Annotated in this window: 13 protein-coding genes; 9 read left to right on the top strand and 4 right to left on the bottom strand. The window is 64.0% G+C overall.

Translation table 11 applies throughout. The features are described from left to right. Positions 1 to 290 precede the first annotated feature (290 nt). Positions 291 to 7,775 carry a DUF4214 domain-containing protein gene (locus tag FHS03_RS09505; RefSeq protein ID WP_183440745.1) on the bottom strand — a complete coding sequence of 2,495 codons (7,485 nt, stop codon included), beginning with the start codon at positions 7,773 to 7,775 and terminating at the stop codon, positions 291 to 293. A 174-nt stretch (positions 7,776 to 7,949) separates the two neighbouring features. On the opposite strand from FHS03_RS09505, the gene FHS03_RS09500 reads away from it, so the two are divergent. Then, the gene (locus FHS03_RS09500; protein ID WP_183440885.1) at positions 7,950 to 8,690 is read left to right on the top strand and encodes a metallophosphoesterase family protein; all 741 of its coding nucleotides are present in this window, start codon (positions 7,950 to 7,952) and stop codon (positions 8,688 to 8,690) included. Between the two features lies 1 nt (position 8,691). On the opposite strand, the gene FHS03_RS09495 is transcribed toward FHS03_RS09500, so the two are convergent. Continuing rightward, positions 8,692 to 9,009 carry a hypothetical protein gene (locus FHS03_RS09495; RefSeq protein ID WP_183440744.1) on the bottom strand — a complete coding sequence of 106 codons (318 nt, stop codon included), beginning with the start codon at positions 9,007 to 9,009 and terminating at the stop codon, positions 8,692 to 8,694. A 108-nt stretch (positions 9,010 to 9,117) separates the two neighbouring features. On the opposite strand from FHS03_RS09495, the gene FHS03_RS09490 reads away from it, so the two are divergent. The 3 genes from FHS03_RS09490 to FHS03_RS09480 all read left to right on the top strand — a co-directional run bounded on the left by FHS03_RS09490 (position 9,118) and on the right by FHS03_RS09480 (position 17,008). Continuing rightward, positions 9,118 to 10,209: a patatin-like phospholipase family protein gene (locus FHS03_RS09490; RefSeq protein ID WP_229426132.1), complete on the top strand. Its 1,092-nt coding sequence runs from the start codon at positions 9,118 to 9,120 to the stop codon at positions 10,207 to 10,209. A gap of 257 nt (positions 10,210 to 10,466) precedes the next feature. Beyond that, positions 10,467 to 11,117: a phage tail protein gene (locus FHS03_RS09485; protein ID WP_183440743.1), complete on the top strand. Its 651-nt coding sequence runs from the start codon at positions 10,467 to 10,469 to the stop codon at positions 11,115 to 11,117. Between the two features lie 146 nt (positions 11,118 to 11,263). Further along, complete coding sequence (locus FHS03_RS09480) at positions 11,264 to 17,008, top strand: Ig-like domain-containing protein (protein WP_183440742.1); 5,745 nt, start codon at positions 11,264 to 11,266, stop codon at positions 17,006 to 17,008. Positions 17,009 to 17,015: 7 nt separating this feature from the next. Here the strand turns inward: FHS03_RS09480 and FHS03_RS09475 are convergent, their stop codons facing one another. After that, the gene (locus tag FHS03_RS09475) at positions 17,016 to 17,906 is read right to left on the bottom strand and encodes a LysR family transcriptional regulator (protein WP_183440741.1); all 891 of its coding nucleotides are present in this window, start codon (positions 17,904 to 17,906) and stop codon (positions 17,016 to 17,018) included. Positions 17,907 to 18,003: 97 nt separating this feature from the next. On the opposite strand from FHS03_RS09475, the gene scpC reads away from it, so the two are divergent. From scpC to FHS03_RS09450, 5 genes are all read left to right on the top strand, one after another. Continuing rightward, positions 18,004 to 19,509 (top strand): succinyl-CoA:acetate CoA-transferase ScpC, encoded by a 1,506-nt coding sequence (scpC, locus tag FHS03_RS09470; RefSeq protein ID WP_183440740.1) that lies wholly within the window; start codon positions 18,004 to 18,006, stop codon positions 19,507 to 19,509. A 78-nt stretch (positions 19,510 to 19,587) separates the two neighbouring features. Further along, the gene (locus FHS03_RS09465; RefSeq protein ID WP_183440739.1) at positions 19,588 to 21,048 is read left to right on the top strand and encodes a catalase; all 1,461 of its coding nucleotides are present in this window, start codon (positions 19,588 to 19,590) and stop codon (positions 21,046 to 21,048) included. 135 nt (positions 21,049 to 21,183) lie between these two features. Beyond that, positions 21,184 to 22,308, top strand: a complete 1,125-nt coding sequence (locus FHS03_RS09460) for a M14 family metallopeptidase (RefSeq protein ID WP_050412189.1) — start codon at positions 21,184 to 21,186, stop codon at positions 22,306 to 22,308. Positions 22,309 to 22,311: 3 nt separating this feature from the next. Then, complete coding sequence (locus FHS03_RS09455) at positions 22,312 to 22,776, top strand: CYTH domain-containing protein (RefSeq protein ID WP_183440738.1); 465 nt, start codon at positions 22,312 to 22,314, stop codon at positions 22,774 to 22,776. A 29-nt stretch (positions 22,777 to 22,805) separates the two neighbouring features. Beyond that, positions 22,806 to 23,150 carry a hypothetical protein gene (locus tag FHS03_RS09450; RefSeq protein ID WP_183440737.1) on the top strand — a complete coding sequence of 115 codons (345 nt, stop codon included), beginning with the start codon at positions 22,806 to 22,808 and terminating at the stop codon, positions 23,148 to 23,150. 48 nt (positions 23,151 to 23,198) lie between these two features. Here FHS03_RS09450 and FHS03_RS09445 read toward each other — a convergent pair whose 3' ends face one another. Further along, positions 23,199 to 24,464 (bottom strand): DUF2863 family protein, encoded by a 1,266-nt coding sequence (locus tag FHS03_RS09445; RefSeq protein WP_183440736.1) that lies wholly within the window; start codon positions 24,462 to 24,464, stop codon positions 23,199 to 23,201. Between the last annotated feature and the right edge of the window lie 126 nt (positions 24,465 to 24,590).

Here is a 24,590-nt window from a genome sequence, read left to right as displayed (position 1 = left end):
GGGCAATCGGCACTGTTGGTCAACTACTGTATTTTACCTTCGCAGAAGTAGAACGCCTTTATCTAAAGGCGAAATGGGATTTTGAGTGCCGGGATGGGGGGCAGGGGGGCGGAAGTTCGAATCTTCTCGCCCCGACCATTAGATTCAATGAGAGAGGCCAATCAATCGATTGGCCTTTTTCATTTGCGGCTACAGAAGATTGTTGAGCCGCGCCATCATGATTTGGCCGACGATTTTGACTAGCATGTCCATGCAAACCGGGAGGTTGTGGCCTCCCGGTTTTAGGCGGGTCAGACCATGAAGTCCCAGCCCTGCGGTTTCAGGTACTGGCCCGTCAGCTCCGCGGAATGCAGGAAGCCGGCGGCGGCATCGTTAATCTGCATGCCGCCGTCGAGTTTGGCCAGCCAGAAGGCGCGGCCGGCTGTCTCGCCTTCGCGTCCCAGCAGCATCTGGTACATGAAATCGACTTTGCCGGCGTTCGTCATGGTGTCGAAATCCTTTTGCGTGGCGGTCCTGGTTTCGGCCGCGCGCAGGAAGTTGGTCGCCACCTGACCGTCCGTCATGCCTTCGCTCGACAGCCTGGCCCAGAACTGGAAGCCGTTGAAGTCGGCCTGGCGGTGCAGTACCTGCTGGTACAGCGTGGCGATGCGGACATAGGCTTCGGTGGCGCCACTGATGTCGACGGTCTTGTCGGCAAACTGGATCTTCTCGACATTGATCAGGGTGTCGCTGCCGTCGTTGCCGTTCAGCGCGCGTACCGTGAACTTGCCGAATTCCTGGGTCACCTGGTAGTCCTTGCTGTTGCCGGCGAAAACGGCCGTGTCGGCACCTTTGCCGCCGAGCAGGGTGTCCTGGCCCTGGCCGCCATTCAGCAGGTCGTCGCCATTGGCGCCGTACAGCAGGTCATTGCCATCGTCGCCGAACAGCAAGTCGTTGCCGGCGCTGGCGCGCACCACGTCGTCGCCGCCGCCGGCGCGCACCGTGCTGCCTTTCACGGCGGCGGTGGCGGTAGGCGCGTCGGCCAAGGGGCCGCTCTGCACGCTGCTGCCCTGGCCGAGCAGGAAGGTTTGGCTACTGCCGTCGCCGATGGCGAACAGGGGATCGTTGCCGCTGGTGACGGTGGCCTTGCCCAGCACGATGGCGAATTCCACCTTGTCCAGCTTGAGGATGCTGCCCTCAGCCAGCTTCTGGGTATCGATCACCAGCGCTTCCTGGCGCAGCGGGTGGGCCAGATCGCCATTGCCGGTGCCGGAGGCGCCGCTGATGACGATGGGCTGGCCCGGCGCCTTGCTGTCGCTGCTGTTCAGGGTCAGACCTCGCACCGTGACCTGTTTCTGGTCGGTCACGCCCGGCACGTACTTGTCGATGCCGTCGCTGATCAACTGGGCCAGCTGCTTGGCCTCGCTCTGGCGCGCGCTGGTGCTGGCGATCAACTGCTCGCGCAGGGTCAGACCAGTGGTCGATTCGGCGCTTACGCCCACACCTTGCGGCAGGCTGATTTCGAGCAGGGTGGCGCCAGTGGCATCCTTGGCGACGGGGATGTCGGCCAGGTTGCGGTTGCTGGAACTGTTGTCGTCCTGGCGGCCCGCCGTTACCGGGTCGATGCGGATGGTGGTGGTGGTATTGCCTTTGGCGTCGATGCTGCTGCCGGTGTGGACTGTGGCGCCATCCACCAGAACGGGACCATTGCCATTGCCGCTGCCATTGCCGTTATCCGGAGCTGGCGCCGGCTTGACGGCGGCGCTGGCGCTGGAGAGCATTTGCTCGGCATTTCCCGCCTTGTCGGTGTAGGTGGTCTTGACGGTGATGGCCTTGCCCTGCAGCGCCGCCGTCAGCAGCAGCGAAGCGCCGCTGGCATCCTTGATCGCCACGCCATCGGCCAGCCACTGGTAGCTGAAGGCGCCCAGGCCGTCGGCATCGGCCACGGTGTTTTTCACGCTCAAGGTCTGACCTACGGTCACTGTACCTTCAATGGCAATGCTGCCGGTCGGCGCATCGTTGACCGGTTTGACGTCCACCGTCACGGCCACGGCCGCCGCCGATTCGCCACCCTCGTCATCGCGCGCCACCACGCTGAAGGCGCCCATGGCCTTGCCGTTGGCGTCCTTGGCCGGGGTCCAGAAGGCTTTGTGGTTGGCGTCGATCACGTCATTGCTGCCGGCGGCCCAGGCTTGCGCGCTGTCGGCATTGGCGCCAATGCGCAGGGTGCCGCTGCCGATGCTCTTCACAACGAAGGCGGCGATGCTGCCGTCGCTGTCGGCGCCATCGCCTTTTTGCTGCAGGGTGGCGAGGCTGATTTCAAGCTGCTGGTCTTCGTCGCTCTGCGCGACCGCGCCGTTAAAGCGGCTCAGCGTCGGCGCCGTATTGTGCTTGACGATGATGGCGTTGCCGGTCTCGTCGCGCACGTTCACATCGGCGTCGGCGCCCGCCGCCCAGCCTTTTCCGGCTGCCAGATTGTAGACGGTGCCGTCGCCGGCCTTGTCGCCGAGCTGGCCGAGCAGGTCGTCGACGGCCGCCTTGTCCTTGGCGCCCAGGACCAGGGTGAAGCTGGTGCCCGAGCTGATGTCCACATCGGCCGTGTCGGTCAGCTTATATGGCGCATTGCCTTTGCCCGTCAGGGAGAAGGCGCTGGCGCGGATGTCGTTGTTGGCGCCGCCGCTGCTGAGCAGGCCGGTGCCCGTCACGATCAGCTTGCCGGTGCTGCTATCGTATTTGGCGCTGGCGATGGTGGGAACCGCCACTTTGCTGACGGTGATGGCCTTGCCCGCGGTTTCGGCCACGTTCACGGCGGCATCGGCGCCTGCGGCCCAGTCTTCGGCCGCCGTCAGCTTGTAGGCGGTGCTGCCGATGGACTCGTTGCCGGTGGACTTGCTGCCGTTGCTGTTCAGGATCTGGTTGACGGCCGCCTTGTCCTCGGCCGACAACTGGATGCTGAACTCGCTGCTACTGCTGATGTCCACATTGGCGCTGCTGCCCAGCGTGTATTTGACCCCGCCTTCGCCGGTGATGCTGAACTTGCCTGCGATGATGTCGTTGGCCGTACCCGGCAGTTTGCTGAAGCCGTTGCCGCTCACTTTCAGGATGCCGCTGGCGGCGTCGTACTGGGCGCTGCCGATGACGGGGAGCTTGACGCCGCTGACGCTGAGCGGGGCGCCCGCTACCTTGGTATCGCCGCCGGTGACGACGGTATTCCAGTCGTCGGCCGCCGCCAGCTGGTAGCTGCCGCCGCCCGTGGCGCTGCCGCCATTCTTGTTGAAGAGCTGTTCGAGCGCGGCGCGGTCGGTGGCCGACAGGGTCAGGCTGAACGCGGTGGCCGAGCTGATGTCGGCATTGGCCGTGTCGCTCAGGGTATAGCGCTCGCCGCCTTCGCCGATAAAGCTCAGCAGCTTGGCCGTGATGTCGTTCAGCGAACCATCGGCCTTGACCAGGCGGCTGCCGGTGACGCTCAGGATGCCGGTGGCGGCATCATAGCTGGCGCTGGTGATGGTGGGCGCGGCCACATTGCTGACGCTGACGCTATTGCCGGTATCGGCCGCGGCGCTGGTGGTCTTGTCCCAGCCGCTGGCGGCCGACAGGCTGAAGCCGCCGCCGCTGGCGGCCGTGCCGCCGTTCTTGTTGAGCAAACCGTTGACGGCCAACTGGTCGGCCGCGTTCAGCGTGACGCTGAAGCCGCTGGCGCTGGTGGTGGTGATGCCGGCGCTGGTCAGGGTGTAGCTGACGCCGCCTTCGCCGGAGACGCTGAGCTTGCTGACGTCGATGCTGTGGCCGCTGCCCAGCTTGCTGCCGGTGACGCTCAGCACGCCGGTGGCCGCGTCATAACTGGCGCCGCTGATGCTTGTGCCGGCGTTGCTGGCCGTGATGGGATTGCCGCTCAGGTCGGCCGGCGCGGTGCGGGACGCGCCCGGCGCCCAGCCTTCGGCGGCGGCCAGATTGTAAGCCTGGCCGCCGGCCGAGCTGCTGCCATCCTTGTTGATGCGGCTGTCGAGGGCGGCGCGGTCGGCCGCGTTCAGCGTAATGCTGAAGCTGGTGCTGCTGCCGATGTCCACATTGGCGCTGGTCAGGGTATAACTGGCGCCGTCGCCGCTGATGCTCAGCTTGCGGACATCGATATCGTTGCCGGCGCCGGCCAGGGCCGGGAAGCCGCCGCCGGTGACGGTCAGCACGCCGCTGGCCGCGTCGTAGCTGGCGCCGGTGATGACCGGCCCTTCGTACAGCACCACCGTCCTGGCGATGGCGTCGCCGTAGGAGACCCTGCTGTTCCAGCCATCGGCGGACAACAGCGAACAGACTTGGCCGCTGCTGGCTGCCGTGTCGAGCATCTCTTCGATGATGGCTTTGTCATCCCACTCCACCAGCACCTTGAGCGAGGTGGAGGAAATGATTTCGACGTTCTTCGAGGTTGACAGGAAATCCATACGATCGCCGACGGCAAAAAATAGTTCCTTCACACTGACGTCGTTTTCCGGGCCGGGGATTTTGACAAAACCGCGACCGGTGATGGTGAGCTCACCGCTGCTGCGGTCGTAGCTGGCCGAGGTGATGGTGGGCGGCGTCACGTTGCTGACGATGAGGCTATTGCCAGTGTCGGCGGGCGTGCCGCCGTTCATGTCCCAGCCGGCCGCGGCCGACAGGCTGAAGCCGACACCGCCGGCGGCGGCCGTGCTGCCATTTTTGTTGAGCAGGCCGTTGACATACAACTGGTCTTCCGCGCTCAGCGCGACGCTGAAGCTGGTGCTGCCGCTGGTGGCGGTGGCGGGGCCGGTCAGCGTGTAGCTGGCGCCGGTATTGTAATTGCCCCCCATACCCTGGCCGGTGATGGTGAGTTTGCTGGCATCGATGTTGTGGCCTGGGGTGAAGCCGCTGCCGCTAACGGTCAGCACGCCGCTGGCGGCGTCATAGCGGGCGCCGCTGATGCTGGGGCCGGCCGGCGCGCCATCGCTGACGGTCAGGGGCTTGCCGCCAAAACCGATATTGCCGCCGGTGACCAGCGTATTCCAGTCGTCGGCCGCCGCCAGCTGGTAGCCGCTGCCGCCCGCGTCGAGGATCTTGGCCAGCTCGGCCTGGTCGGCGGCCGACAGGGCCAGCTTGAAGCCGGCGCCCGAATCGATTTCCGCATTGGCCGTATCGGTCAGCGTATAGGTGGCGCCGCCCTTGCCGGTAAAGGTGAACAGTTTGGCCGTGATATCGTTCAGCGCGCCGCTGGCCTTGACCATGCCCTTGCCGCTGACGCTCAGGATGCCGCTGCCGCGGTCGTAGCTGGCGCTGCTGACGGTGGGCGTCGCCGCGGAGGAGAGCGAGACCGGGGTGCTCAGATCCGCCGCCGAGGCGGCGCTGCGGTCCCAATGGGCGGCGGCGGACAGGACATACGTCTGGCCGTCGGCCGCGCTGCCCCCCGCCTTGTTCAGCAGACCGTTGAGATTGAGCTGGTCAAGCTCATTCAAGGCGATATAGATGCCGCTGCCATAGTTGCTGGTGACATTGGCTGTGGTCAGGGTGTAACTGGCGCCACCCTGGCCGGTGAAGCTTAGTTTGCCGACATCGATCTCGTGGCCGGCCGCCATGTCCGAGGTCACAAGTTGCAGGTAGCCGGTGGTGGCATCATAGCTGGCGCTGCTGATGCTGGGGCCGGCCACGGCGCCGCCCTTGACGGTCAGGGGCTTGCCGCTAAAACCGATATCGCCGCCGGTGACCAGCGTATTCCAGTCGTCGGCCGCCGCCAACTGGTAGTTGCTGCCGCCCGCTTCAAACAGTGGCGCCAGCGCCGCCTTGTCGGCGGCCGAGAGCTGCAGCTTGAAACCGGTGGCCGAGTCGATTTCCACATTGGCGGTGTCGGTCAGCTGGTAGGTGGCGCCGCCCTTGCCGGTGAAGGTGAACAGTTTGGCGTTGATATCGTTCAGGGCGCCGTTGGCCTTGACCAGGCGCAGGCCGGTGACGGTCAGTATGCCGCTGCTGGCGTCATAGCTGGCGCCGGTGACGGCAGGGGCGGCCACATTGCTGACGCTCACACTATTGCCCAGGTCCGCCGGCGCGTTGCCGGCCTTGTCCCAGCCGCTGGCGGCCGACAGGCCGAAGCTGGCGCCGCCGACGGCCGTGCCGCCGTTTTTGTTGAACAGGCCGTTGACGGCCAACTGGTCGGCCGCGCTCAGCGTGACGCTGAAGCCGGTGGCGCTGCCGGCGGTGAGGGGCGTGCTGCCCAGGGTGTAGCTGGCGCCGCCTTCGCCGGTGACGCTGAGCTTGCTGATATCGATGTTGGGGGTGTTGCCGAAGCCGCTGCCGGTCACGCTCAGCACGCCGCTGTTGGCGTTATAGCTGGCGCTGGCGATGGCGGCTGCGCCGTTAAGCGCGATATTCTTGGGCGCGCTGTCGCCGAATGTGGCGAAGCCGTTCCAGCCGTCGCCCATCGTGATCTGACAGACCGTTCCCGCGTTGGCAGCCTTGTCGAGATAGTCGTCCAGCGCGACCTTGTCTTGCGCCCCCAAGAGCAATTTGAACGAGGTGGCCGACACGATATCGACTTTGTCGGTCGTCCGCAGAATCACGGGGGCACTGCCATCGACGGCAAAGGAGATGTTGCCGGGAATGATGTCGTTCTCCGGGCCGAGGAACTTGACCAGGCCGGAGCCGGTGAAGCTCAGTTCGCCGCTGTTGCGGTCGTAGCTGACCGCGGTGACGGTGGGCGGCGTCACATTGCTGACGATGATGCGATTGTCGCTGTCGGCGGGCGCGCCGCTGGTCACGTCCCAGCCGGCCGCCGCGGACAGATTGAAGCCGGCGCCGAGTGCCGCGCTGCCATTCTTGCTGAGCAGGCCGTTGACATGCAACAGGTCGTCCCCGCTCAGCACGACGCTGAAGCTGGTGGCGCTGTTGGCCGTGATGGCGGGGCCGGTCAGCGTGTACCTGCCGCCTTGGCCGTCGATGGTGAGCTTGCTGACATCGATGCTGTGGCCACTCTCGAAGCCGCTGCCGGTGACGGTCAGCACGCCGCTGGCGGCGTCATAGCGGGCGTTGCTGATGGCGGGGCCGGCCGGCGCGCCGTCGTGGACGCTCAGGGGCTTGCCGCTAAAGCCGATATTGCGGCCCAGGACGACCGTGTTCCAGTCGTCGGCCGCCGCCAACTTGTAGTCGCTGCCGCCGGCGTCGAGGATTTTGGCCAGTTCAGCCTTGTCCGTGGCCGACAGAACGAGTTTGAAGCCGGCGGTCGAGTCGATTTCCGCATTGGCGGTATCGGTCAACTGGTAAGTGGCGCCGCCCTTGCCGGTAAAGGTGAACAATTTGGCGCTGATGTCGTTCAGGGCGCCATTGGCCTTGACCAGGTGAGTGCCGGTCACGCTCAGGGTGCCGGTGCTGCTGTCGTAGCTGGCGCTGGCGACGGTGGGCGGCCAAAGGTTGGCGGCCCTGAGCGCGCTGCTCTGCGCCGCCGTGGGGACGGCGCTGAGATCCCAATCGGCGGCGGCGGACAGGGTGAAACTCGTGCCATCGACCGCGCTGAGGCCGGCCTTGTTCAGCAGGGCACTGACGTTAAGCTGGTCAGCCTCGTTCAGCGGGATGTGGAAGCCGGCGTCATAGTTGGTCTTGATGTTGGCGGTGGTCAGGGTGTAGCTGACGCCGCCCTGGCCGATCAGGCTCAGTTTGCTGACGTCGATACTGTGGCCTATCGCGAGGTCCGAGGTGGAAACGGTCAGGACACCGGTGCTAGCGCTATAGGAGGCGCCGCTGATGCTGGGGCTGGCGCTGGGATTAATGCTCTGAACGGATTGGGGGAGGGCGCGCTGCATTGCTGAATTCCTTCTCGGTTGTATTCGCGAATGAAGTGTTTTGCATAGAACAAACTTGCAAGAGTATATTTTAAGAAATTGTTATTTTCAATTTGCAATTATTGTTTCTTGGAAAAGCTACCCGTCCGCCGTATTTGCCGCATAATGGGTGCTGACTGTTTGTGGAGTGCTATGATGAGAATTGCTGCCATTTCGGACATCCACGGCAATCTGGGCGCGCTCGACGCGGTGCTGGCCGATATCGCGCGGCGCGGCGTGGACGTGACGGTGAATCTGGGCGATATCCTGTCCGGGTCGCTGCAGCCGCGCGAGACGGCCGACCGCCTGATGGCCCTGGACCTGCCCACCATCGCCGGCAACCATGAGCGCCAGGTGCTGGAGCACGATCCGGCGCGCATGGGCGCTTCCGACCTGTATGCCCACCAGCAGCTGCGGCCCGAGCAGCGCGCCTGGATCGCCAGGCTGCCGGCCTCCCTGCGCCTGGCCGACGACGTGCTGCTGGTGCATGGCACGCCGTCCTCGGACCTGGTGTATTTCATGGAAACCGTGACCGAGGCCGGCCAGCGCGCCGCCACGTATGAAGAGGTGAGCGAGCGCGCCGGCACGGCCCAGGCCTCGCTGATCCTGTGCGGCCACACCCATGTGCCGCGCGCCATGCAGCTTGACGATGGCCGGCTGATCGTCAACCCCGGTAGCGTTGGCCTGCAGGCCTATGACGACGACCATCCCTTCCCGCACAAAGCCGAAAACGGCACGCCGCATGCACGCTATGCGATCGTCGAGCGCAAGGGCAGGGGCTGGGCGGTGGAACAGTATGCGGTGGCTTACGACTGGGGTGCCGCCAGCGCGCTGGCCGCGCGCAAGGGCCGGATGGAATGGGCGTTTGCGCTGAAGACCGGGCGCATGCCGGATTGAGTTACAGCAGATTGTTGATCTTGGCCATCATGGCCAGCAAGGACATGAAGCTGGCGAACACGATGCCGAGCAGCCAGCGCATATGCGTGGCGACTTCTTTGCGGAATTCGTTGAGTTCCTGTCGCAACTCCGCGATATCGGCACGATGCTCGGTGCGCAGGGCGGTGAAGCCGTCATCCATGCGTCTTTCCAGACGTTCTATAGCCTTGGCTAAGTAGTCCACAATCGTCTCCACCCGAGTCAGACGCGTCTCGGTTTTTTCATCTTCGGTGGGGGACTTGGGTCTGTCAAGCTGAGGCGGGGGCAGATGTTCGCTCATCGCAATTATCCTGGGAATGGACTCTCTATTTTCCGCCGGCTGCAACCCATCCATTTGCGTTGGCGCAGAATTGGTTAAAATCGCCGCTCGGATTGCATGGGAGACGAGATGGCGGTCGAGAGCAAGGGCAAGTCCATGCCGGGGCAGGTCGTCCTGGTATTGCAAGGCGGCGGCGCGCTGGGCGCCTATCAACTGGGCGTGTACGCGGCGATGCAGGAAGCCGGGGCCGAGCCGGACTGGGTGATCGGCACGTCCATCGGCGCCTTGAACGGCGCCATCATCGCCGGCAATCCACCGCAACACAGGCTAGCGCGCCTGCGCCAGTTCTGGCAGCAGATGGAGCAGCACGCCGAACTTTTCCCCGGCATGCCGCGCGCCTTCGCCAACGCGCTCACGATCACGCAAGGCATTCCCGCCTTCTTCGAACCGAATCCCGCCAGCTGGTGGAATCCCGCCGCCAAGGTCGGCGTGGAAAGCGCCTCCTACTATCGCACCGAACCGCTGCGCCGCACGCTGGAAGCCCTGGTCGATTTCGATTACCTCAATAATGGCGGGCCGCGTCTGACCGTGGGCGCGGTGAATGCGCGCAACGGCGCCATGCGCTACTTCGATACGCGGAAGGAGAAGCTGAACGTCTCCCACCTGATCGCCTCTGGCGCGCTGCCGCCCGCTTTTCCCGCCATGCGCATCGATGGCGAGCCGTATTGGGACGGCGGCATCTACTCCAATACGCCGATCGAGGCGGTGCTGGACGACGAACCGCGCCGCGATTCCGTGATCTTCTCTGTGCAATTGTGGAATCCTGACGGACGCGAGCCGCAAAGCATGCTCGATGTGCTGGAAAAACATAAGGAAGTGCAGTACGCCAGCCGCGTCGCCAATATCGAGCAGCAGCGCCGTATGCACCGGCTGCGCCATGTGATCCGCGAACTGGCGGCCCAGCTGCCGCGCGAGGCGATGGCGCAGAAGGCGGTGCGCGAACTGGCGTCATGGGGCTGCGGCACGCAGATGCATATCGTGATGCTGAAAGCGCCGCGCCTGAACAGCGAAGACCACACCAAGGACATCGACTTCAGCGCGCAAGGCATCGAAAACCGCTGGCGCGCCGGCTACGAAGATACCCGCCGCGCTTTCGCGGCCGCGCCATGGAACGCACCGGTCGACCCGATCGAGGGTATAGCCTTGCATGCCGGGTTTTAGCGAGCATAATAAAAGCCATTTAAATTAATTTAAATGAAATATTTAATGTTGCGCATTTAGTTTTATTTCGGTTAATTATTTTCTCATTTCCCTGCATTAATTCTCTCCAATTATAACTTCGCTCGAATAAAAATCCGCTTTGCTTCGATTAATGTAGTGCTTGCGCAACGATTATTCTAATTGCCTGTGGCACTATAAATGAGCATTAAAGGTTCGGTCAGGACATTTATTGTTTATTGAATAATTGGAGGTGCGAAATGGATCCAATTCTGGGCCAGATTATCTTGTGGCCGGTTCCCTGGGTGCCGCAGGGGTGGGCATTGTGCGACGGCTCCATCCTGAAGGTCAGCGACTATCAGGCTCTGTTTTCCCTGCTCGGCAATAAATACGGTGGCGACGGCCGCACAACTTTCGCCTTGCCCGATCTGCGCAGCAAGATCGCGCTGGGCACGACGACGATGAACGCGGTGGGCCAGACCAGCGGCGCGGCGACCGCCACGACCACGGCCACCGCCAGCGGTTCGCTCTCGATTGGCGTGAACAACCTGCCGGCCCATAGCCACACGGCCACCTTCACGCCCGGCGCCGGCGCCAGCGTCAGCGTGGCCATTCCGGCCGACGGCGCCAGCTCCAGCGACAATGTGCCGGCGGCTGGTCTGGTCCTGGGCAAGGCGATGGCGGGCGCGGCGGCGGCCAAGATCTACAGCAATGCCGCTTCCACCACCACACTCAAGCCTTTCAATATCACGGTGCCGGCCGGCAGCGGCACGGTCAGCAATGACAATACCGGCGGCGGCCAGCCGCTGGCTTTCTCCGTCAATGTGCCGGTTTCGCTCAGCACCCTGCAACCTGGGGTGACGCTGAATTTCATTATCGCTACCGAAGGTATTTATCCTTCGCGTCCCTGAGTTCAATATGCCGCCCATGAAAATGGGCGGCATATTGAAAGATGATTAAAGTGGAAAGAATAATCTTTTTTATTTCCTGATTGATCTGATTATCCTGTTCACTATTTTCGCGATATCCGCTCTTTATTATTCGGCAGGGTTCGAAAATGCAAAGCGCTACCTATGATTTCGCCAGCAATGTCACTGCACATACGGTCTTTGATTCCGGTGGCATAAAAGTTGCCTCTCAAACGGTCAGCGGCCATATTCTGACCGTGGCGGCTTCCACCGGCTCGGTGGTGGTGGCGGACGAGCAGGATTTCGCCGGCACCGATGTGACGGAACTGGTCGGGCAGATCTTTGCCGTCGACCCGAACGATGTGAATGGCCCGCTATCGCTTACCTTGTCGCTGGATGGTAGCAAGACCTTCGATCTGAGTTCCATTGCGATCTTCGATTGGGCCGACAGCATCAACCAGCTCAGGCTCACCACCAGCAAGGGTACGGTGGTCATCAATGTCAACAGCAGCGTTGGGACGGCGGAAACCTTTGCGCTCAATGATCCCAAGTTGAAAGGCATCAGCTCGGTCGTCTTGACCGACCAGGCCGGTAATCCGATTTTTCTGGGCCTGGACAATATCGTGCTGGATAACATCACGCTGCCCAATACGACACCCACCTTCGTCAGCGCCACCACCACGCTGACGCTGGCGCAGAACGCGGGCGCGACCGACATTCGCGCGCTGCTGCATGTGAGCGACAGCGACAACGGACAGACCGAAACCTGGAGCCAGAGCAGCGCCCCCAGCCATGGCACGCTGAGTTTCAGCAGCGCCACGGCCAGTTCGGGCAGTACCAATATCACGCCCGGCGGCACGATCACCTATACGCCGACCGCCGGCTTTGCGGGCACGGACAGCTTTGTGGTGCAGGTGACGGACGGCAGCGCCACGTCCACCCGCACCATCACCGTCAGCGTCACGCCGGCCACGCCCGGCGCGCCCGATCTGGCCGCCGCCAGCGACACCGGTTCCAGCAGCACCGACAACATCACCGGCGCCACCAGCCTATCCTTCAGCGGCACCAGTGCCGCGGGCGACAGCAGCAGCACCGTGCGCGTCTTCCTCGACAAGAACAACAACGGCAGCTATGACGCCGGCACCGACGCCACGGCCACGGCCACCGTGTCCAACGGCAGCTGGACCGTTAGCGGCTTGAGTACCAGCGGCTACAGCGATGGAAGCTACAACGCCTATGCCATCGTGACCTCGGCTACGGGGGCGCTGAACAGCACCGCCAGCAGCGCCCTGAGCGTCACACTCGACCATACGGGACCGGCCACCACCATTGGCAGCTTGGCCTTCTCGGCCGACAGTGGCAGCAGCGGCTCGGATTTCATCACCAATGTCGCGGCGCAGACCATCAGCGCCACGCTCAGCGCAGGCTTGGGCGCGGGCGAGGTGGCGCAGGCTTCGCTCGACAATGGCGTGACCTGGACCGATGTCAGTTCCATGGTCAGCGGCACGGCGCTAAGCTGGACCGGGGTCACGCTGGCGGGCAGCGGCACGCTCAAACTGCGCGTGATCGACCAGCATGGCAATGCGGGCACCGCCGCCAGCCAGGCGTATACGCTCGATACGACGGCGCCCGCCACCACGTCCGCCACCACGGCCTTTTCCGCCGATACCGGCGGCAGCTCGTCGGACCTGATCACCGCTACGGCGGCGCAGACTTTGTCCGGCACGCTGAGCGCCAATGTGCAAGCGGGCGAGCTGGTGGAAGTCTCGCTCGACAACGGCGCCACCTGGAGCACGGCCAGCAGTACGGTGGGGCAGAGCAGCTGGACACTGGCCGGGCAAGTCTTAAGCGGCAGCGGCACGCTCAAGGTACGCGTCAGCGACGCGGCAGGAAACCATGGCAGCGCATCCAGCCAGGCCTATGTGCTCGATACGGCCGCACCCACGGCCGCCACGCCGGTGCGTGCCAACCTGATGACGCCGACCGGCAGCTCCTTCACCTTCACCGTGACTTACGCCGACAGCGGTGGCGCGGGCATCGACGCCAGCACCTTCGGCACCGGCAATGTCAGCGTCAAGGACAGCGGCAACAATGCCTTGACTGTCAGCGGCATATCCGTCAGCGGTAATACCGTCACCTATACCGTGACCGCGCCGGGCGGCAGCTGGGACGGCGGCGATGCCGGCAGCTATACCATTGGCATCGCAGGGAACTCGGTCAAGGATCTGGCCGGCAATGCGGTGGCGGCCAACGCCAGCGCGCACAGCTTCAATGTGCTGTTCAGCACCGCGCCGGCAGTCAGCGCGCTCGGGCTGTCGGCCGACAGCGGCAGCAGCGCTTCCGACTTCATCACCAATGTCGCGGCGCAGACCATCAGCGCCACCCTGGGCGCGGCGCTGCCTGCCGGCGCCGTCGTGAAAGGTTCGCTGGACAATGGCGCGACCTGGATCGACATCACCTCCATGGTCAGCGGCACCAGCGTGCAGTGGACCGGCGTCACCTTGAGCGGCAGCGGCACCATCATCATCAAGGCGGTCGACTCGAACAATCTGGATGGCGCCGTCGCCAGCCAGGCCTATACCCTCGACACCATCGCCCCGGCAACGCTCAACAGCAGCTCCAGCTTCTCCGCCGATACCGGCGGCAGCGGCACCGACCTGATTACGGCCACGGCGGCCCAGTCCCTGAACGGCGTCCTGGGAGCGGCCGTGCAAACGGGCGAGGTGGTGGAAGTTTCGCTGGACAATGGCGCGACGTGGACAGCGGCCAGCAGCACGATTGGCCAGAGCAACTGGTCGCTGGCGGGGCAGGTCTTAAGCGGCAGCGGCACGCTGAAAGTACGCGTCAGCGACGCGGCGGGCAATCATGGCAGCGCCTCCAGCCAGGCCTATGTGCTTGACACCACTGCGCCTACGGCCGGCACGCCGGTACGCGCTGATATGCGTGTGCCAGGCGGCAGCAGCTTCACGTTCACCGTGACCTATGCCGACAGCGGCGGCGCGGGCATCGACACCAGCACCTTCGGCACCAGCAATGTCACGGTCAAGGATCCCGGTAATAATGCGCTGACGGTGAGCGGCGTCTCCGCCAGCGGCAATACCGTGACCTATACCGTGACCGCGCCGGGCGGCAGTTGGGATAGCGGCGATGTGGGCAGCTACACCATCGGCCTCGCGGGCAATTCGGTGAAGGATTTGGCGGGCAATGCGGTGGCGGCCAACGCCAGTGCGCATACTTTCAACGTTACGGCCAACTCGCTGCCACAGCTGGGCGGCACCTTCAGCACCGCGTTGAACGTGAATGACAACACCACCACCACGCCATTCTCCGGCGTCACCGTCAGCGACGCCGATGGCGACGCTGTCAGCATTGCCATCAGCTATACCGCCGCCAACGGTGTGTTGAGCGGTACCGGCCTAAGCGGCACGGCAGGCAACTATGTGCTGACGGCAGCCAGTGCCGCTGCCGCGCAAAGCGCCTTGCAGGGCCTGGTCTTTACGCCGACCGCCAACCAGGTTGCTGTTGGTAGCACCACCAGCACTGCCTTCACGCTGACGCCGAACGATGGCAACGCCAATGGCACGTCCGACTCTAGCACCCTCGTGACTGCGGCGCCGGTACGTCCAACTGCCACGCTGGCACTTAGCGACAGCGCGCTGACGGCGGGCGAAACCGCGGTGCTGACCGTGACCTTCTCGGAAGCGGTGACCGGTTTTACCAGCGCCGATCTGACCATCCCCACGGGCACGCTGGGCGCCTTGACCAGCAATGACGGCGGCCGCACCTGGACCGCCACCTACACGCCCACAGCCAACACCACCAGCGCCACCAATGCCTTTACGCTCGACTTGACTGGCGTGCAGGACGCGGGAGGCAGCAGCGGCTTGGGAACGGCCAGTAGCGCCAATTTCAGCTTGAACACTGTGCCGCCGAGCGAGCCGCCGCCCACCGGCACGATTGACGGCGTGCCGGTGGTGCAGCAGCAGGGCACCGATCCGGTGACAGGCCTGGCTACGACCACGCTTACCGTGCCGCTGGTGCAGCCAACCCGCAACGAAGACCCGAATACGCCGAACGCGAATATGGCCGACATTCCGCTTTCCGTCAGCGCGGGAGCTGTGCGCGCCGGCCTTACCGTGAGCCTGCCGACGGGGACGGGCCTGCTGGCGGAGGGGCCGAGTACCTTGCTGAACCATGAACAGGGCTTGCTGGACCTGATCCGTCGCATCGAGCAGAAAACCGTGGCCGGCTCCAGTGTGCAGCAGGAGATGACGGGGCAGGGCACCAACTTCCTTAACGACTTGCTGAGCAGTGTTTTGCTGAAGACTAATACCCTGGTGCCCACGGCTGCGGCGGGCCAGGGTGGTAACCGCACCATCATGATCGAGGGCAGTTCCAGCACGCCGGCGCCGGGCGGCGAGCCGAATAAATCGGCCATCGGCCTGGTGATCGACGCCACCCAGCTGGGCGGCAACGCCACGCTGCAGCTGGACAATGTGGACTTCGCCGCCATCGTCGGCAATGCCACGGTGCGCGGTGGCGATGGCCGGAATATGGTGGTGGGCGATGGCGCCAGCCAGAATATCTTCCTCGGCGCCGACGATGACCTGTTGTTCGGCGGCGCCGGCAAGGATATCGTCGGCAGCGCGGGCGGCAACGACCGGCTCGATGGCGGCGCGGACGACGACTTCGTCGCCGGCGGCGTCGGCGACGACATTCTGATCGGCGGCAGCGGTAACGATATCCTGCAGGGCGGCCGCAGCGACAGCGGTCTATGGGATTTCTATATGAAGGCCGACGGCACCTTGTCGGCGCGCCACCAGACCGCCATCTTCGCGCCGCTGGAAAAAGAAACGGTGCAACTGGCCGAGATCAACACGAGCTTGCGCGTCATGGACTTCCTGGCGGCCGATAAGGCCACGCTGGGCGATATTGCCCTGCTGTACCATGCCGCCTTTAGCCGCGCGGCCGACATCGGCGGCCTGAATTTCTATCTGCGTGGGGGCGCCACGGCGGCGCAGACGGCAAAAGCGTTTACCGATTCCAGCGAATGGGTGGGGCAGGGATGGGACCAGCTGAGCGACAGCGCTTTTGTCGCCAAGCTGTATCAGCAGGTGCTGGGCCGCGCGGCCGATGCGCAGGGCTATCAGTTCTGGATCGACGCGTTGTCCGGCGCCCATGGCGTTCCAGTCAGCCGCAGCGAAGCGCTGGCCGGCTTCGCCCTCGGCGCGGAGCACCGCGCCCTGCAAAACACGGCCAATGGCCTGGCCCTTGCCCAGGGCAACCTGGCGCAGGAGGCGGCCTGGTTCGCCAATAGCGGCAACGACAGGCTGGAAGGCGGCGCGGGCAGCGATGTGCTGGAAGGTGGTGATGGCATCGATACCGCCGTATATGCGGGGCAGTTGTCCGGCTATCAGTTTGTGCTGGCGCGCGATGGCCAATTGCATGTGGTGGATAAGGCGAATGGCGACAGCGATACCTTGCGCGCCATCGAGAAGGGGGAATTCGCCGGCCAGCAGATCGATCTGACTTTTACGCAGGCAGGACAGGCGCGGTTGCAGACTCTGGGCCTGTTATATGAGGCCGTGCTGGACCGGCCCGGCGACCTGGGCGGCTTTGCCTGGTGGGCCAGCTTGCCGCTCGACGCGGCACAGTATGCGGCCGGCTTTACTTCGTCGGCGGAATTCCGTGCCCGCTACGACGGCATGAACAACAGCGCCTTCGTGCAGACCTTGTACGCCAACAGCGGTCTGGCGGAGAGCGCGGCGGGCGGTGCGGCGACCTGGGTCGGCTATCTGGACACCCACAGCCGCGCGGAATTGATCGGCAGCTGGATCGGCCAGCAGGCCGTGATCGACGCGCAGTACGCCAGCCAGGGTTTGTGGCTGGTGTGAGGCCGGCTTAGGGCTGCGGCGTTCCCAGCACGTCGCGGCAGACTTCCAGCCAGGCGCGCGCCGCGTGCGAGAGGTAGCGTCCGTTCCATACATGGGCCACCTGCCAGTGCAGCACCGGTTCGCTGACGCGCACCGCGTGCACGCGCTCATGCGCCAGACGGTGGATGAACGGTTCTGGCAGCAGGGCCACGCCGATGCCGGCCGATGCCATTTCCACCAGCCAGTCCCACTGGCTGCTTTGCGCCGCGATGGTGGGGACGAAGCCGGCGGCGGTAAAGGCGTTGCGCAGGCTGCGCGTCAGCGCAAAATCGTCTTCCAGCAGCACCAGGGGCAAGTCCTTGAGCGCCTTTAAGGGCAGGGTACGGCGGTGGCGCTGGAAGGTGCCGTGCGCCGCCAGCGCCCAGATCGGATAGCTGGCGATTTTCACCGTTTCCAGCTGCAGCGCCGGATCGGCCGGCAGCACCGTCATGCCGATTTCCAGCTCACCGGCCGCCAGCAGGCGCTCGATCTCCTGGCCCGTATCCTCGCGCAGCCGCAGCGTGATGGCCGGGTAGCGTTCGCGGAAGGCCTTCAGCACTGGGGTAAACAGCAGGTTGATCATGGGCGGGATGCCCACCGTCAGGCTGCCGCGCTGGCGCTCCTGGGTGTCGCGTACTTCCAGCTGCAATTGGCGCATGGTGGCCAGCATCTGCTGGCCGCGTTGATACACGACTTGGCCGGTATCGGTCAGCGTCAGGCGGCGTCCATCGCGCACTAGCAGCGGCGCCTGCAATTCCTCTTCCAGCTGGTGCACCATCTTGCTGATGGTTGATTGTGTAACGTGCAACAGTTCGGCGGCCTGGGTGAAGCTGCTCAGGCGGGCGGTTTCGATGAAGTAGCGCAGGGAGCGGATGTCCATGAATATTTCGACTGAAATCGGGGAATAATAGTCATAAATCGACTGCTGGCAGAATTCTATACTGCTTTGTATCAGAGCAGAAAATAGTGAGACCAGCATGTACGCAGACCGCATCCGCCATCCAGCCTTACAGCAGAAACTGATGCCCGCCTCCGACGCGGCCAGCCTGTTCCGCGATGGCATGACCGTCGGCATGAGCGGCTTTACCCGCGCCGGCGACGCCAAGGCGCTGCCGCTGGCGCTGGTGGAACGCGCCTGCCGCGAACCCTTCAGCCTGACCCTGCTCACCGGCGCGTCGCTGGGCAACGACAGCGACGGCCTGATGGCCAATGCCGGCCTACTGGCGCGCCGCATGCCTTTCCAGGCCGACGCCGCGCTGCGCCACAAAATCAATAACGGCGAGGTGATGTTCATCGACCAGCACCTGTCTGAAACCGCCGAACAGCTGCGCAGCGGCGCCCTGCACCCGGTCGATATCGCCGTCATCGAGGCGGTGGCGATCACCGAGGATGGTGGCATCGTGCCGACCATGGCAGTCGGGAACAGCGCCAGCTTCGTGCAGCAGGCCAAGCAGATCATCGTGGAACTGAACCTGAGCGCGCCGCTGGCGCTGGAAGGCTTGCACGATATTTATGTGCCCCAGCCGCGTCCCGGCCGCGCGCCGATTCCGCTGGTGGAGCCGGGCCAGCGCATCGGCACCACCGCCATTCCGGTCGATCCGGCGCGCATCGCCGCCATCGTCGTCACCGCCAGCCCGGACAGCCCGTCCAATGTGCTGCCGCCCGACGAGGAAACCGACGCCATCGCGCGCCACGTCATCGCCTTCCTGGAGGGCGAGGTAGCCGCCGGCCGCATGACCGAAAAGCTGCTGCCGCTGCAAGCCGGCATCGGCACCATCGCCAACGCCGTGCTGCATGGACTGACGCAATCGTCCTTCCGCGACCTGACCATGTATTCCGAGGTGCTGCAGGACAGTGCCATCGAGCTGCTCGACTCCGGCCAGCTGGCCCTGGCTTCGGCATCCTCGATCACGCTGTCGGCCGCCAAGCATGAACACTTCCTGCGCAATCTGGAGCGTTACCGCGAACGCATCGTGCTGCGACCGCAGGAGATCAGCAACCATCCGGAAATCGTGCGCCGCCTCGGCATCATCGGCTTGAACACGGCGCTTGAATTCGACATCTACGGCAATGTGAATTCCACCCATGTGGGCGGCACCCATATGATGAACGGCATCGGCGGCTCCGGCGATTTCGCCCGCAACGGCGAGCTGGCCATCTTCGTCAGCAAGTCGGTGGCGAAGGACGGCGCGATTTCCAGCGTGGTGCCGATGGTGGCACACGTCGACCACACCGAGCACGATGTCGATGTGCTGGTGACGGAGTGGGGCTTGGCCGACCTGCGCGGCCTGGCGCCGCGCGAACGCGCGCTGCTCATCATCGAGCGCTGCGCCCATCCGAGCTACCGCCCGGCCTTGCTGGCCTACTATGAAGAGGCCTTGCGGCGCGGCGGGCAGACGCCCCATGTGCTGGAAAAAGCGCTGTCCTGGCATGAACAGTACTGGCTGTACGGTAGTATGAATTATAAAAATCTATCAATTTGATAGAATCAATTGTCTTTGTTGATTTGCTGAGCTTCTCTAGAATGATTCCATCGTTCACCGCCAATAGAGGAGCAAGCAATGAGCAAGCCAATCACCACCGCATCCGGCATTCCCGTCGCTGACAACCAGAATTCCGCCAGCGCGGGCGTGCGCGGTCCTTTGCTGCTGCAGGACTTCCACCTGATCGAGAAGCTGCAGCACTTCAACCGTGAACGCATCCCTGAGCGTGTGGTGCATGCCAAGGGCTCCGGCGCTTACGGCATCTTCACCGTCACCCACGACATCAGCCGCTACACCAAGGCCAAACTCTTTGCCGCCGTCGGCAAGCAGGCCGAAACCTTTGTGCGCTTCTCCACCGTGGGCGGCGAAAAGGGTAGCGCCGACACCGAACGCGATCCGCGCGGCTTCGCCCTGCGCGTCTACACCGAGGAAGGCAACTGGGATCTGGTCGGCAACAACACGCCCATGTTCTTCATCAAGGACGGCATCAAATTCCCCGACTTCATCCACACCCAGAAACGCGATCCGCAGACCAATCTGAAATCGGCCACCATGATGTTCGACTTCTGGAGCAAGGCGCCGGAAAGCCTGCACCAGGTGACGATGCTGTTCAGCGACCGCGGCACGCCGGACGGCTACCGCCATATGGACGGTTTCGGCAGCCACACCTTCAGCCTGATTAACGCGGCCGGCGAGCGCGTCTACGTGAAATGGCATTTGAAAACGCAGCAGGGCATCAGGAATCTGGCGGCGGCCGATGCCGTGCGCCTGGCCGGCGAAGACCCGGACTACGCCCAGCGCGATCTGTTCGGCGCCATCGAGCGCGGCGAGTTCCCGCGCTGGGACGTCAAGCTGCAGGTGGCGACCGAAGAGCAGTTGGCCGAGTGGGAAGCGCGCACCGGCTGGAATCCCTTCGACCTGACCAAGGTCTGGCCGCATAAGGATTTCCCGCTGATCCCGGTGGGCGTGCTGGAACTGAACCGCAACCCGCTCAACTACCACGCCGAAGTGGAACAGGCCGCGCTGTCGCCGGCCAATGTGGTGCCGGGCATGGGCTATTCGCCGGACAAGATGCTGCAGGCGCGCCTGTTCGCCTACCACGACGCCCAGTTGTACCGCCTCGGCACCAACCATCAGCATCTGCCGGTGAACGCGCCGCGCTGCCCCTTCCACAACCAGCAGCGCGACGGCGCCATGGCCATTGCCAATGGCGGGGCCGAGCAGAACTACCATACGGTGGAGGCGGGCGGCAGCCAGCCGCAAGGCCTGGGCCATGGCGAACCGGCGCTGGCGCTGCACGGCGGGGCGGGGCGCTACGATGGCCGCGGCCAGGAAGATGATTACACCCAGGCCGGCAATCTGTTCCGCCTCTTGCCTGAGCAGGAAAAGCAGAATCTGTTCGCCAACCTGGCTGGTCCCATGAGTCAGATCAGCGATGAGATCATCAATCGCCAGCTGGGCCACTTCGACAAGGCTGATCCGGCCTACGGCGCCGGCGTGCGCGCAGCGTTGAAAGCGCGTGGCCGCAATATCGGCTGATGCAGTATGAGCAAGGCCGGCCTGAAAAACCGGCAAGCTTGGAAAAAGGGCAAGCAGAAATGCTGGCCCTTTTTGCGTAAATCGCGCAAAGCGTGGACAATAGCGCCATCGCAATTCACTAGAACGGAATAGCCAATGACGATCAAAATCAGCCAGAACTTCGACTCCGGCGCCATCGAGGTGCTGCGCGCCGACAGCGCTGCCACCATTGAACTCAATCTGCGCAAGGATTCCCACGCCGACATCCACCAGTGGTTCCACTTCCGCCTGCAGGGCGCGCGCGGCGAAGCCGTGACCATGCGCTTCCTGAACGCGGGCCAGGCCACGTATGCCAAAGGTTACGAGGACTACAACGCGGTGGCGAGCTACGATGGCGATAACTGGTTCCGCGTGCCGACCTCCTTCGATGGCGAAGTCATGACCATCAAGCACACGCCTGATCTGGACAGCGTCTATTACGCCTATTTCGAGCCGTATTCCTGGGAACGCCATCTGCGCCTGCTGGGCGAAGTGGCCGAGAACCCGATCGCCCGCGTGGTCGATATCGGCAGCACCGTCGATGGCCGCGACATGAACCTGGCCATCATCGGCAATCCGCAAGCGGAGAAAAAGATCTGGGTCATCGGCCGCCAGCATCCGGGCGAATCGATGGCTTCCTGGTTCGTCGAAGGCCTGCTTGACAGCCTGCTGGACGACGCCAACCCGATCGCGCGCAAGCTGCTGCAGCGCGCCGTCTTCTACATCGTGCCGAATATGAACCCGGACGGTTCGGTGCGCGGCAATCTGCGCACCAATGCCGCCGGCGCCAACCTGAACCGCGAATGGATGACGCCATCGCTGGAGCGCTCGCCGGAAGTGCTGTGCGTGAAGCAGAAGATCCATGAAGTGGGCGTCGATATGTTCTTCGACATCCACGGCGACGAGGCGCTGCCGTACAACTTCGTGGCCGGCAACGAGATGCTGGAAAACTTCACGCCCGAGCAGGCCGCGTCGCAGAAGGCCTTCATCGAGCGCTACAAGAACGCCAGCCCGGACTTCCAGGACAAATACGGCTATGCCGCCAGCAAGTACAAGGAGGACATGCTGACCCTGGCCTCCAAATACATCGGCCACCACTTCCAATGCCTGGCCCTGACCCTGGAAATGCCGTTCAAGGACAATGCTGACCTGCCGGCGCCGCACGTGGGCTGGAACGGCGCGCGCAGCGCGGCCCTGGGCGCGGCCATCCTGCAGCCTATCCTGCTGTCGCTGGACGACTAAGCCATGGGCGTCGAGATCGAGCGTAAATTCCTGGTGCAAAACGAAGGCTGGCGCGCGCAAGGCGAGCCGGTGCTGCTGCGCCAGGGCTACCTGTCCTCACATCCGGAGCGCGTGGTGCGGGTGCGCATCGAGGGCGGCGCGGCGGTCATGACGATCAAGAGCAAGGCGGTGGGCGTCAGCCGCGGCGAGTGGGAATACCCGCTGCCGCTGGCCGACGCCGCCGAATTCCTCGACCGCCTGTGCGAGCAGCCCATCATCGAAAAATACCGCCGCCGCATTCCTTACGCCGGCTTTGTGTGGGAAGTCGATGAGTTCCTGGGCGCGAACGCGGGCCTGGTCATGGCCGAGATCGAATTGCCTAGCGAAGAGCAAGCCTTCGACAAGCCGGACTGGGTGGGCGAGGAAGTCACACAGGATGTGCGCTACCTCAACTCCAACCTGATCGGCAAGCCTTACTCCAGCTGGTAAGCCCCCCTTGCGTGGTCTATGCTTGAAACATGGACCACGAATTCCACGCCTTCCAGGCTCGCATCGAAGCCATCCTGCCGACCTTGGCCACCAAGGCCGATATTGAGGCTGTGCGCGCCGATATGCTGCGCCTGGTACATGAAACCCATAAATGGATGCTGGCTTCGGTGATCGGCATGTTTATCGGTTTCGGTGGCCTGTTCATGGCTGTCGGTAACGGGCCGCGCCTGCAATGGCAATCCGCGCCGCTTCCGGCGCCCGTACCGGCGGCTCAGCCGGCTCCCGCCAGCGCACCGCAGGCTCAGCAGCAAGCGGGCAGGCCGCCCCAACTGGCCTTCATCATCATCAATCAGGCCCAGATGCCCGTGAAATAAAAAGACCTCGCATATAGCGAGGTCTTTTTGCATTCAAGCCTGAACGGCTCAGTGGAAGTGTTCGGTGCCGGTGGGCGCGTCTTCCGGCATTTCGGCGTGCACCAGCTCGCCGGACGGATCGGCGAACAGCGGCGCGCCGCAATCGTCGCAGAACTCGACCACATAGCGCTCGCCCAGCTTCTTGATCTGGGTGACGCCGGCCGCGTTCAGGTGCTCGACGATTTCATCCACCGGCGTGCGCGGCTTGACCAGGGCGTCGAGCAGGCCGCCGATCGGACCTTCCGGCGGCGTGCCTTCCTCGTCCTCCTGGCCGTACAGCGGCCATACCACGCCATAAATCACATCGCTGCTGGAGCGGCGCGTGAAGCCGACGCGGTATTCGTCGATCGGCGCATCGGCCGCTTCCTCGCCGAAGCCGGCCACCACGGCGCGCAGCTCGGCCGGCTCGCACGCCAGCGAATGCGTCAGATAGTGCACGGCGGCGCGGATCGAGACCGGGCGGATCAGCTTATCGGCCTCGCGGCAAGCCATGTAGTAGGCTTCCGGCAGCAGCAGTTCGACGCCGCAGCCCGGCAGCAGACGGCTGACGGTCGGCGTGGCCTGGCTGCGCCATTGTTCCAGCGCGGCCTGGCGTTCCTCGGCCTGGTGCGCATGGGCCGACGGCATCTGCCAGCGGAACATGGCTTCGCCGGCCGGCGCCACCACGGCCACCAGCAGGTAGCGCGTGTCGGCCAGGAAGGGCGCGGTTTCTGGCGTCTTCGCGTCCGATTTCAGCGCCACGCCTTTGAGCGCGGACTGGGCCAGCTTGTGCAGCTTGCCATAGGTGTCGGCATGGGTGCGCGGCAGCTGGTCGATGGAGTACAGGGTGGAGGCCATCGCCATGCGCGTGCCGTCGGCCAGCAGGTGGGCCGAGAAGTGGGCCGACAGCGTGTTCAGGATATCGCCCGGAATCGCGCCGGAGGCGATGGCGAAGCGGGTCCAGGCCAGCACCGGCGCCGCCACCAGCAGCACGTCATACTGGGCCGGGCCGTTCTCGCCCTCGACGGTGATGGTGGCCGATTCGCTGGCCGCTTCCACGCCGTCCATCAGCACGTCGTAAGCATTCAGGTCCGCGCCGAACAGTTTGTTCAGGGCGGCATCGATGGTGTCCTGGTGGCCGGTCTTCAGCAGTTTCAGCAACTGCGTATCCAGACTGCGTTCCCAGCCGCGCTCTTCGAGCCGGCTGGCCGCCTGGCCTACGGCCTGGGCGAGGGAGAGAAGGCGCTGGCTGTCGGCGGACAATTTATGAGGTGAATCTTTAGATGGTCGACGCATAGCGCTACAGGTTTTCTGTCAGTGTAAAAGTTCTTGTTACTCGTATTGTAGTGGATTCGGCAAGGATGGGCTGTGCAAATAAAAAACGCCGGGACCAGCCCGGCGTTTTGCGCGAAGCCGCCCATG

The organism is Pseudoduganella violacea, from assembly GCF_014191875.1.
In the GTDB taxonomy this organism is placed as follows: domain Bacteria; phylum Pseudomonadota; class Gammaproteobacteria; order Burkholderiales; family Burkholderiaceae_D; genus Rugamonas; species Rugamonas violacea_A.
The sequence above is the reverse complement of the archived record's forward strand: the minus strand, read 5'-3'. Positions and strand labels throughout refer to the sequence as shown.

Excerpts from the sequence above, each read along its gene's own strand:
- FHS03_RS09485 (WP_183440743.1), top strand. The coding sequence starts at position 10,467 with ATGGATCCAATTCTGGGCCAGATTATCTTGTGGCCGGTTCCCTGGGTG.
- FHS03_RS09450 (WP_183440737.1), top strand. The coding sequence starts at position 22,806 with ATGGACCACGAATTCCACGCCTTCCAGGCTCGCATCGAAGCCATCCTG.
- scpC (WP_183440740.1), top strand. The coding sequence starts at position 18,004 with ATGTACGCAGACCGCATCCGCCATCCAGCCTTACAGCAGAAACTGATG.
- FHS03_RS09455 (WP_183440738.1), top strand. The coding sequence starts at position 22,312 with ATGGGCGTCGAGATCGAGCGTAAATTCCTGGTGCAAAACGAAGGCTGG.
- FHS03_RS09465 (WP_183440739.1), top strand. The coding sequence starts at position 19,588 with ATGAGCAAGCCAATCACCACCGCATCCGGCATTCCCGTCGCTGACAAC.
- FHS03_RS09460 (WP_050412189.1), top strand. The coding sequence starts at position 21,184 with ATGACGATCAAAATCAGCCAGAACTTCGACTCCGGCGCCATCGAGGTG.
- FHS03_RS09445 (WP_183440736.1), bottom strand. The coding sequence starts at position 24,464 with ATGCGTCGACCATCTAAAGATTCACCTCATAAATTGTCCGCCGACAGC.
- FHS03_RS09505 (WP_183440745.1), bottom strand. The coding sequence starts at position 7,775 with ATGCAGCGCGCCCTCCCCCAATCCGTTCAGAGCATTAATCCCAGCGCC.
- FHS03_RS09495 (WP_183440744.1), bottom strand. The coding sequence starts at position 9,009 with ATGAGCGAACATCTGCCCCCGCCTCAGCTTGACAGACCCAAGTCCCCC.
- FHS03_RS09490 (WP_229426132.1), top strand. The coding sequence starts at position 9,118 with ATGGCGGTCGAGAGCAAGGGCAAGTCCATGCCGGGGCAGGTCGTCCTG.
- FHS03_RS09475 (WP_183440741.1), bottom strand. The coding sequence starts at position 17,906 with ATGGACATCCGCTCCCTGCGCTACTTCATCGAAACCGCCCGCCTGAGC.
- FHS03_RS09480 (WP_183440742.1), top strand. The coding sequence starts at position 11,264 with ATGCAAAGCGCTACCTATGATTTCGCCAGCAATGTCACTGCACATACG.
- FHS03_RS09500 (WP_183440885.1), top strand. The coding sequence starts at position 7,950 with ATGAGAATTGCTGCCATTTCGGACATCCACGGCAATCTGGGCGCGCTC.